This is a genomic window from Hansschlegelia beijingensis, from assembly GCF_045505405.1.
GTDB lineage: Bacteria > Pseudomonadota > Alphaproteobacteria > Rhizobiales > Methylopilaceae > Methylopila > Methylopila beijingensis_A.
This window is the reverse complement of sequence record NZ_JBJKEX010000304.1, coordinates 1-3,735: the sequence shown is the minus strand read 5'-3', so window position 1 is coordinate 3,735 and position 3,735 is coordinate 1. Positions and strand designations below refer to the sequence as shown.

Annotated in this window: 4 protein-coding genes; all 4 read left to right on the top strand. The window is 70.3% G+C overall.

Translation table 11 applies throughout. The features are described from left to right. Positions 1 to 240 (top strand): hypothetical protein (locus tag ACIKT0_RS14810; RefSeq protein WP_407106083.1); only part of this gene is annotated, 240 nt, incomplete at its 5' end. Positions 241 to 956: 716 nt separating this feature from the next. Beyond that, complete coding sequence (locus ACIKT0_RS14805) at positions 957 to 2,261, top strand: capsule biosynthesis protein (protein WP_407106082.1); 1,305 nt, start codon at positions 957 to 959, stop codon at positions 2,259 to 2,261. After that, positions 2,258 to 3,049, top strand: coding sequence for an SDR family NAD(P)-dependent oxidoreductase (locus tag ACIKT0_RS14800; protein WP_407106081.1), 792 nt, complete (start codon positions 2,258 to 2,260; stop codon positions 3,047 to 3,049). Before ACIKT0_RS14805 ends, ACIKT0_RS14800 begins: the two co-directional genes overlap by 4 nt. A gap of 5 nt (positions 3,050 to 3,054) precedes the next feature. Next, positions 3,055 to 3,735 (top strand): thiamine pyrophosphate-binding protein (locus ACIKT0_RS14795; protein ID WP_407106080.1); only part of this gene is annotated, 681 nt, incomplete at its 3' end.

The following is a 3,735-nucleotide window of genomic DNA, read 5'->3' as shown; positions in this document are numbered from 1 at the left end:
TACCTCGCCCTGGAAGGCGAGCGTGACGGCGGCTGGCGCGACTTCTCGAAGTCCGACGTCAAGCGGGTCTATGGCGACGTCGGCTACAAGGGCGACGCCCATCTCACGACCCGGCCGGAGCCGGCGCGGGCCGCGGACGCGGCCTCCGCAGCGCGGCCAAGAAAGACCGGAGGCCCGTTGGGCCCGTCGAGGAAGCCCGTGACCGCGGGACGCTTCCAGCGCGTGATCCCCACCGCGTAGGAACGCCGCGACGTCTTTGCCCGATGACGCAGGACATCGCCCGCGATCTCCAGCGCGCGCTCGATCGGGATGAGCGTGCGGTCGTAGGGGTCGAGCCATACGAGGCGCGGGTCCGCGCCGTCGAAGTCTGCGGCGACCGTTAGCTCGCCAGGCGGGGCGGCGGCGACCAGCCCGGCCACAGCCGAGGCGACGAAGGCCGGGTCGACCGGCGCGCCGGAGCTCGGGACCGCAGGGGCTCCGTCCACTGCGTAACACAGCGGGCGGCCGGCCCGATCAAGGGCGACGAGGCCAAGCGGCCCCGGCCAGACCGTGAGCAGGGGGATTCGTTTTGCGGCTGCGAAGGCTTCCGCGCGTGCGAACGAAGCGTCGTCGCCTGTCGTCACGACGGCGCGGATCGTTCGCCGGGCGGTTCCAAAACGATACGCCCGAAGCCCCGCGATCGCCTCGGCATCTTGGGGCCGATCCCGCAATCGGCTTGAGATGATTGCCACTCTGCCCGGCGTGTGGTTCAAATGGCGAGTCCGACGTCTCTCTAGCTTCTGATGGTTGCTCAGCGCTACCGGTCCAGCCGTGGCGTTGCAACGGGCAATCTGAGGTTCCCCGCTGCCGACTCACAAGGGACGCCTTCGCATCTGCGAAAAGAGAGACAACGGACGTGGGGCAGCGATAAGGACGGGGCGGCGCGCGTTGTGCGGAACGCTCCGAGCAGGCGACCGATGATCGACGGCGGGAACGACGTTCGGAGGCGGCCGCAGCGCACGTTCCTGTTCCTGCAGGGGCTCGCGTCGCCGTTCTTCAAGCGTCTCGGCAAGGCTCTGAAGCAGCAGGGCTACGGCGTCGAGCGCATCAATCTCAATCTCGGCGATCGGCTGTTCTGGGGCATGCCCGGCTCGGTCGACTATCGTGGTCGCTTCGAGGGCTGGCGCGGCTTCCTCTCGGCCTTCATGGACACGCGCGGCGTCACCGATCTTGTGCTGTTCGGCGACGGCCGGCCGTATCACCGCGTCGCCATCGCGACCGCGCAGCTGCGCGGCGTCGACGTCCATGTCTTCGAGGAAGGCTATTTCCGCCCGAACTGGATCACCATGGAGGCGGGAGGCGTGAACGGCTTCTCGAGCCTTCCCCGCGATCCGGAGACAATCCGCCGGCTGGCCGAGGAACTGCCCGATCCGCCGCGACCGCGCCCCATCCAGGGGAGCATGCCGACCCGATCCCTGTGGGACGTGGTCTACAACAGCGCCAATATTGGCTTCCCGTACCTGTATCCCGGCTACCGCCGATATCGGCCGAATCACCCGCTGGTGGAGTATGCAGGCTGGATCGGGCGCCTGATGCGCCGCAAGGCGGAAGAGCGACGCGCGGCCGTCGCGCAGGCTGCGCTGACGGCCAACGACCGTCGCTATTTCATGCTGCCGCTGCAGCTCGACAGCGACTACCAGATCCGTCTGCATTCGCCGTTCAGCGCGATGACCGAGGTCGTCGACTTCGTCGCCCGGTCGTTCGCCGCGCACGCCGCGCCGGAGGCCCATCTGGTCGTCAAGCTGCACCCTCTCGACAACGGCCTCGTCAACCGGCGGCGCGCGACGCACATCACGGCGCAGCGCACCGGGCTCGGCGACCGGCTCGTCTACGTGGACGGCGGCAACAATCCGCGACTGATCGACGGCGCCAGCGGCGTGGTGGTGGTGAATAGCACGATGGGCACGCTCGCGATCGAGCGCGGGCGGCCGACCATCGCGCTCGGTCAGGCGATCTACGACCTTCCGGGGCTCACCCATCAGGGCTCGCTCGAAAGCTTCTGGCGCGACCCTACCCCCCCGGACCTGAAGTTCGCGTCGGCCTTCCGCAAGGTCGTCGCAGCCCGGACGCAGATCAACGGCGGCTTCTACTCACGCGAAGCCATCGAGATCGCCGTCGCCAACGCCATGGCCCGGCTGGTGGGGCCCGCGCCCGCCGTGTCGCTCGCCTGGGCGAGCGAGAACGCCTTCCGCGAAGCGGGCTCTCCGGTACCTGGCGAGTGAGTCAGGCTTCTCCGCAGTCTGTCGTGGTCACCGGAGGCGGCCGCGGGATCGGCGCTGCGCTGGCGCGCGCCTACGCGGCTCCGGGCGTCACCCTCCTGCTGATCGGTCGGGACGCGGAACGGCTCGCCGGAACCGCCGAGGAATGCCGCGCCCGCGGCGCGGCGGTCGAGACCGCGGCGGTCGACGTGATCGACGCCGAAGGGCTCGCCAAGGTCCTGCTGGCGTTCGACGCCGGCCATCCGGTCGACCTGCTGATCGCAAATGCGGGCGTTTCGGGCGGGCTGCAGGATGGCCGGCGCATGGAGACCTTCCAGAGCGCCCAGCGCCAGATCAGGGTGAACCTCGAGGGCGCGGTCGCCACCGCGACCCCGCTGATCGAGCCGATGCGGGCGCGCGGGCGCGGCCAGATCGTTCTGATGAGCTCGCTCGCCGCCCTGCAGCCGATCGGCGACACCGCAGCCTATTCGGCCTCGAAAGCCGGCATCCTCGTCTGGGGCGAGGCGCTAGCCGACTTCCTGGCCGCCGACGGCGTCGGCGTGAGCGTGGTGTGCCCGGGCTTCGTCACGAGCGACATGAGCGCGCGTTATCTGGGGCCGAAGCCGTTCGAGATGTCCGCGGACGACGCGGCCGCGCTGATCCGCCGGCGGCTCACCCGCGGACATGAGCTGATCGCCTTCCCCTGGCAGATGGTGGCGGCGATACGCGTCGGCCGCCTCCTGCCGCGCAGGCTGCTGAGGTTCATCCTGGGTCGCGTGCCGGTGACGATCGCGGCCGACAAGTACGGCTGACGCCGATGGCGGCTCTCCGCACCGGCGCCGAAATCCTGGTTGACGCGCTGCTCGCGAACGGCCTGTCGACAGGCTTTGGCGTGCCGGGCGAGAGCTATCTCGGCGTGCTCGAGGCGATGCGCGCCCGAGCCTTCGACTTCGTGGTCTGCCGGCAGGAGGGCGGCGCGGCCATGATGGCCGACGCAGCCGGTCGGCTGACCGGCAAACCCGGCCTCTGCTTCGTCACCCGCGGCCCCGGCGCGGCGAACGCCATGAGCGGCGTCCATGTCGCAAGCCAGGATTCGACGCCTCTCATCCTGTTCGTCGGCCAGGTCGCGCGCGGCTTCCGGGGCCGGGAGGCGTTCCAGGAGCTCGACGTGCCCGCGGTCTTCGGGCCGATCGCGAAGTGGGCCGTCGAGATCGACGATCCCGCCCGCATCCCCGAATTCGTGGCGCGCGCGCTCCGCACGGCCTGCCAGGGCCGTCCCGGACCGGTGGTGATCGGGCTGCCGGAAGACATGCTGGCCGAGGCCGCGACGGTCGCCGACGCGCCCCCGGTGGAGCCCGCGGAGACCTGGCCCGGCCTCGCCGACATGGCGCGGCTGCAGAAGATGCTATGGGCGGCCGAGCGACCGGTCGCGCTGATCGGCGGCTCGCGCTACGGGCGCCGCGTTCGGCGAAGATCTCTTCGATCGCGAAGATCGCAG